5 protein-coding genes are annotated in these 6608 nt (G+C 34.6%); 2 read left to right on the top strand and 3 right to left on the bottom strand.

All coding sequences use genetic code 11. The features are described from left to right. The first annotated feature begins 763 nt into the window (after positions 1 to 763). Both ltrA and QQS35_RS07585 read left to right on the top strand, forming a co-directional pair. Positions 764 to 2575: a group II intron reverse transcriptase/maturase gene (ltrA, locus tag QQS35_RS07590; RefSeq protein WP_285930976.1), complete on the top strand. Its 1812-nt coding sequence runs from the start codon at positions 764 to 766 to the stop codon at positions 2573 to 2575. Between the two features lie 198 nt (positions 2576 to 2773). Continuing rightward, positions 2774 to 2974, top strand: coding sequence for a hypothetical protein (locus QQS35_RS07585; protein ID WP_285931340.1), 201 nt, complete (start codon positions 2774 to 2776; stop codon positions 2972 to 2974). Between the two features lie 558 nt (positions 2975 to 3532). Here QQS35_RS07585 and QQS35_RS07580 read toward each other — a convergent pair. From QQS35_RS07580 to QQS35_RS07570, 3 genes are read right to left on the bottom strand one after another with little or no spacing between them, the layout of a single operon-like run. After that, complete coding sequence (locus tag QQS35_RS07580; RefSeq protein ID WP_285931339.1) at positions 3533 to 4876, bottom strand: GH1 family beta-glucosidase; 1344 nt, start codon at positions 4874 to 4876, stop codon at positions 3533 to 3535. Between the two features lie 23 nt (positions 4877 to 4899). Further along, positions 4900 to 5523, bottom strand: coding sequence for a YesL family protein (locus QQS35_RS07575; RefSeq protein WP_285931337.1), 624 nt, complete (start codon positions 5521 to 5523; stop codon positions 4900 to 4902). A 4-nt stretch (positions 5524 to 5527) separates the two neighbouring features. Further along, on the bottom strand, positions 5528 to 6568 hold the full coding sequence (locus tag QQS35_RS07570; RefSeq protein WP_285931336.1) for a LacI family DNA-binding transcriptional regulator: 1041 nt from the start codon (positions 6566 to 6568) through the stop codon (positions 5528 to 5530). Positions 6569 to 6608 lie beyond the last annotated feature (40 nt).

Raw genomic sequence — 6608 nt, 5'->3', positions numbered from 1 at the left:
AGTTGTGCGAAATGTTCCTAGCTTAAATGGAGGATGGTAACATCTCTCTGGTAAAGGCTAGGCAATTCCATGTGGAATTGAAGGATTATATCTAAGAATCAAATGAAGAGGTAACGCTCCGAAGGGTTCTCTCTTAGTCGATTAGCACTTGAATTAGTAAGAATGACAGTGTTGAGAGCTCGGTGAAAAGGCGTAAGAATTCACCGTAACAGTGTAACCTAGCTGTCGAAAGCCTACCCGATGGGGTGGTGTGAATCATGATGCTTGAGTTGAATGAATACGGTGAGTATGCGAATCAACCTAAAAGAAAAAGGTTAAGCTGACAAACTTCTGAATGTACGGGTCTAGACCTGCAATACATAGAAATGTGTATATCACCAAATGTGAGGTTAAATGTGGGTGAGTAAAACTAACTAATATGAAAATCCATGATATGTTAAAGGCATATGAAAGTTAACAGGCTTACAGGAAGCACCTAAGTTCATTTTATAATAGATATAATTCAACGTTGTAAGCTGATAACGTGGAGGGCTTACTCCTTATGAAACGTTGGAAAGGAAAGCAATAATGACAATAGTTATTGTATAACTTCCCTTTATATCAGTGAAAGTGGTGGCACAGTACCAATGAAGTGTCTAATCAACACAGAGGGATAGCCACTAGACTAATGAAGAATCATTCAACCATGTAAGGCAGATCTTTATCGATTAATAAGGTTCTCGTGAGACTAAAAGAGGTTAACTCCGAAAGGGGTACCGACTTATTGAAACGGAAGAAACTGAGACATAACGAGTATTATAATCTACAAGAGTGTTTTGACACTCTCTACACTCAAAGTGTCAATGGTGAAAAGTTTTATGGATTAATAGAATTGATGAGTTCTGATGAAAATATAAGGCTTGCCTATCGAAATATCAAAAGGAATACAGGAAGTAAAACGGCAGGAATAGATAAATTAACAATTAAAGATATTAGTCATTTATCAGTGGAAGATGTGATAGTAAATGTTCAGTCTATGTTTCAATCATTTGAACCACAGAAAGTTAGACGTGTTTTAATTCCCAAAGCAAATGGCAAGGTACGACCACTAGGAATACCAACCATTTGGGATAGAATTATTCAACAGTGTATTTTACAGATATTAGAGCCAATTTGTGAAGCAAAGTTTCACAAGCATAGTTATGGATTCAGACCGAATAGAAACACCCATCATGCAAAAGCAAGATTTGAATTTTTAATTAATCAATCTGGGCTTCACCATTGTATTGATGTAGATATTAAGGGTTTCTTTGATAATGTTAATCATAGTAAACTCTTAAAACAAATTTGGTCTTTAGGCATAAGGGATAGGTCGTTAATCGCTATTATTTCAAAACTATTAAAAGCTGAAATTCATGGTGAAGGTGTACCATCTAAAGGAACACCGCAAGGTGGCATTCTATCTCCACTACTTTCAAATATTGTTTTAAATGAACTTGATTGGTGGATAAGTAATCAATGGGAAACTTTCACAACTCACTTTCAATACAAAACAAATGGGATTAAATATCAAGCACTGAAGAAGTCTGAACTAAAAGAATGTTATATTGTCCGCTATGCGGACGACTTTAAGGTTTTGTGTCGTACACGTACACAAGCAATCAGAATGAACTATGCAATTAAAGATTTCTTGATGACTAGATTGCACCTTGAAACAAGTGAAGAAAAGTCTAGGGTAATAAACCTAAAGAAAAATTTTTCCGAATTTCTCGGGTTTTCTATTAAAGCAGTAAGAAAGGGCAAAACGAGGTTTGGTTATGTAGCCAAGTCAAATATGTCTAAGAAAGCCAGGCTAAATGCTTCTAACAAAATAAAACATTCAATCAAAGCTGTTCAGAAACATCCTAGTAATCAAACCGTTTGGAATTTCAACACTATCGTTATGGGGATACAAAATTACTATTCAGCAGCCACTAGAATTACGATAAATCTTAATGAGTTAAACTCTTATCTACGGAAAACGATGTATAATCGCCTAAAGATTCTTAGAACTGACGCAGAATTTCATGACATGACCAAGACATTACAAAAAAGGTATAAAGGATACAAATGCAAACTGCACAAGATACAAAACATGGTGTTTGTACCCATTCATGCCCAAAAATATAAAACGAATTTATGCTTTACCCAGGATACGTGCAATTACACGACCGAAGGTAGAGAAAAGATACACAAAGGGTTAAAAGCCATAAATAAAGATGTCTTATCTTACATTATGAAGAGTTTTATTCCAAATCGGACAATTGAATATAACGACAATCGAATAAGTAAATTTATTGCTCAGTATGGTAAGTGTGCCATTTCTAGAGTAGAACTAGGTCTTAATGATTGGCATTGCCACCATAAGAATCCTTATCATCTTTCAAACGATGATTCATTCTCTAATCTAGTAATACTGCATGAATCAGTCCACAGACTAGTACACATGAAAGATAATGATAAAATTAATGCATTAATAAAAGTATTAAATCTTTCCAAAAAGCAAGTAGAAAAACTCAACGAACTTCGATTACAATGTCATAATCAAGTAGTTTGATTTCGGAGAAAGCAACAGTCAAATCTAAAAATACATAAATTGAATGAATTGGATTAGTTGGAACGCCGTATGCGGTGAAAGTCGCATGTACGGTGTGAACAGGGGGAAAAGGTAGAGATAACTTCAAACCCTTACCTATCTGTATAAAGAAGGACATATTTTTTTAAATCCACTCTTTTAAAAAGGAGGAGAAAAAAAGTGAGAGTAATTTTAGAATCATGTCGATTTGTCTTTATATTTCTTATGCTTTCAATAGTTTTAAACTTTATTAGTTTCATGATTCTATATCCCATTTTCGGTGAAATTGCTGAAAGTTATTATGGATGGACTGCAACGATTGGTGCAATTGTTATAATGTTTTTTTATATAGAAAAAAGGGTTGGGGAAAGGGTCATATAAATAAATCAATTCTTTGGCTTACTGTTATTTTTATAGTTCTATTGTCATTGTTAATTCCGGACTTGACTCCCGAACATTTACACACAACTATATATGCCTATTCCTATGGTTTTCCGTTTGAATTTTTAACTTTATATAATGAAAATGGTGTCAAATTTCTTATTCAAAATATATTCTCTGGAAGATTTACCCGTTGGGATGTTAGTATGGGAGGAATCTTAGGAAACTTTATATTGTTCTACTTGTTCTTTCAGTTTATATTTCTTAAATTATCAAAAAAAGTTTAGATAGCTCAGAACCAATATAGTGATATGATGTAAAAGTTGTTGTTCAACTATAGGTGGCTTTAGTTGAACAAGACAATATAAAAAACAAACGCTTGGACATTAAAATGTTGAAGCGTTTGTTTTTTGTTATTTGTACTGTTATTTATGGTGCTTAACATAGTGTGTTTTAGTATGTTATTTCACCTATTATTCTAGATTTTCTCCACAGTATCGGTACTACTTACCCTAAACCGAGGCGACTTTGATGTAGGGGGCTTCTTTTCTCATATAATCAAACAGAAAACCAACCGTTTTCCGCAACTTTTTTATACCAATAAAAACTATCTTTTTTAGTCCGTTCTAAGGAACGATAATTCACGTGAACGAGTCCAAACCGTTTACTATAGCCTTCTGCCCATTCAAAATTATCCAGTAGCGACCAAGTGATGTATCCTTTTAGATTCACACCAGATTGCAAACTACGATTTACTGATGTAATGTGCCCTTTCAAGTAATCAATCCTCCGTGCATCCTTTACTTCACCAGCTTCAACACCATCATTCACACAGATGCCATTTTCTGTTATATAGATTGGAATATTTCCATAACGATCAGCTATATAAGTAAGGATTTTGTAAAAGCCTTCTGGTTCAATGAACCAGCCTATATCCGTTTTTTTATACCCCATATCAACATCTTCAAGCTGTAGTAAGCCAGCTTCTGAATTAAACCGACCAACATTTGCCTCATAATAATTAATTCCAATAAAATCAACAGAGTCTCTGATAATATCCATATCACCATCCATGATAGGTACATCCGCATTGTTTTCCTCAAATAAATCTACCATGTAAGAAGGATACGTTCCTTTAAAAATCGGATCTAAAAACCAGTCTGCCATCCATCCAATTGCTCGCTGACTTGCATCAACGTCTTCCTGATTCCTACTATAAGGTTCAACCCAGGTAACGTTTGGTGCAAACCCAATTTCCCCTTCTATATTACATTGACGAAACTTATTCACCGCTTTCCCGTGAGCAAGTAATAAATGATGCGAGATGTTCACTGCTGCAGACAAGTCTTTTTTTCCAGGAGCGTGAGCACCGATGTAGTTTGATAAAAAAGACACACACCATGGCTCATTAATTGTTAGCCACAATTTAATTTTTCCATTAAAGGCTTTAAACATTGTTTCCGCGTAATTAGCAAAAGCTTCTACAGTTTCACGGTTTTCCCACCCGCCTTGATCTTGCAAGGCTTGTGGTAAATCCCAATGATAAAGTGTACACATAGGTTCAATACCGTTTTCAATTAATTCATCTACTAATCTATGGTAATAGTCCAAGCCTTCCTGATTCACTTCACCAACACCGTTAGGGAAAATCCTTGGCCAGGATACGGAGAAGCGATAAATGCCTACACCTAAATCTTTCATTATTTGGACATCTTCCTCATAGCGGTGATAACTATCACACGCAACATCACCATTGTCCCCATTCAAAACGTTTCCGGGGGTATGAGCAAACGTATCCCAAATCGATTGACCTCTACCACCTTCTTTTACCGCTCCCTCAATTTGATAGGCAGCAGTTGCCACTCCCCATTTAAAGTTATTCGGGAATTTTATAATTGTCATTTAAGTGCCCTCCAGTTATTTTACTAGTTTTTAGCCAGCTGGCTTTTATCTTGTGATTGATACATGCGAGTAGTTATTTTCTGAAATATATAATATAAAGTGAATGCTAAAACGCTTCCAAAAATAATGAAAAATATAGGCAAAAAATATGTGATTACAATCATTCCAGTAATAATGAATGTACATAAAAGTGTATAGGAGATATTACTAACTGATAATAATAATGCATTTCTCAGTGTCTTTATGACATTGAAATCATAGTTTACTAGTATAAAAAATACATAGATACTTGTAAATAGATAGATAATCAGTGTAAATAATAACATGGCGAGTACTGCCATTCTTCCGGTGAATGCCATATTAAATACAATGGAAAAATCGAGAACTAAAATAATTCCAGCAAGTTTCCATAGGATTCCGATAACAAAACTCTTCTTGAAGTTCTCACGAAAGTACTTAAAAAACAATGGAAATACACCGGCTTCGATTCCTTCTGTTGTCCACTTCCTTACAACAGCAAACAAAGCTGCAGTTGCTGGAAAAACAGTAACGATAGGAATACAAGCAATTACCCAAACTGTATTAAGCAATACAAAGTGGGCAAAAATATCAAGTACGCGAAAAAAAACATTTTCCGATTTATTCACATCTTCACCCTCTTTTATTGATTGTCACATTATTATCGATTAGACAAGAATCACGTATTACCAATTCAGGGTCTACTAAGACAGAACTTGATTCTGTTTTACCATTAATTAAATCATGTAACATGTAAGCGGCAAGTTTTCCAATCTTATCTTTGTCTTGTTTTACAGTAGCAAGCGGTGGATCACTATAACGACAAGCTTCAATATCATCGCAGCCAATTAATTTAATATCGTCAGGCACTTTCAGACCGGCTTCTTTTATTGCCTTTAACGCTCCTAATGCCATCATATCGGATACAGCAAATACTACTTGAGGATATGGCGGTTTCTCAAGGATTTCTTGCATTAGCGCATACCCACTATCCTCAAAATAATTCCCATATTTTAGCCAATGTGGCCTGACAGACATCCCAAACAAATTCATATAGTGAATAAATGATTCTTTACGAATATTAGAAATAATGGAATCACTCTGACCACCAATAAAGGCAACTTCTTTAATCGAGTTTAAATATAAATACTCAACTACTTTTGAAGATATTTTACTATTGTCAGTGGTCACATAGCTTGAATTAGCCCCTTTCAGTTCAATGTCTACACCAACACACGGAATATCACTTTGGTCTAATGTATTTATAGCGTCTTCAATATGCTCACCTGCAATGATTAAGCAACCATCCAACTGAAAATGCTTGCACCTAGCCAAATAATCTTCTTTATTATTATTAAAATTCTTATTTGAAAATATTAAAATATCGTAACCTAATTGTCCTACGGCATTTTTAAACGCATTGATTACTTCATTAAAAAATGGATGGTTAAATTCAACATTTACTTCACCAGCATATATTAAGCCAATTAAATTAGATTTTTTTGTCGCGAGGGATTTGGCAGAGAAACTAGGTTTATAACCGGTTTCTTCAATCACGTCCATCACTTTGTCTTTTGTTTTTTTACCGATACTACCTGTATTGTTCATCACTTTTGATACGGTACCTGGTGATACACCAGCCATTTTTGCAATGTCTTTTATTGTAAGCTTCATCAGAAATCCCTCTGTCTTTTTTTATATAAAGGTAAGATTA

Source organism: Aquibacillus rhizosphaerae (assembly GCF_030282825.1).
Taxonomy (GTDB): Bacteria; Bacillota; Bacilli; order Bacillales; family Amphibacillaceae; genus Aquibacillus_C; species Aquibacillus_C rhizosphaerae.
The sequence above is the reverse complement of the archived record's forward strand: the minus strand, read 5'-3'. Positions and strand labels throughout refer to the sequence as shown.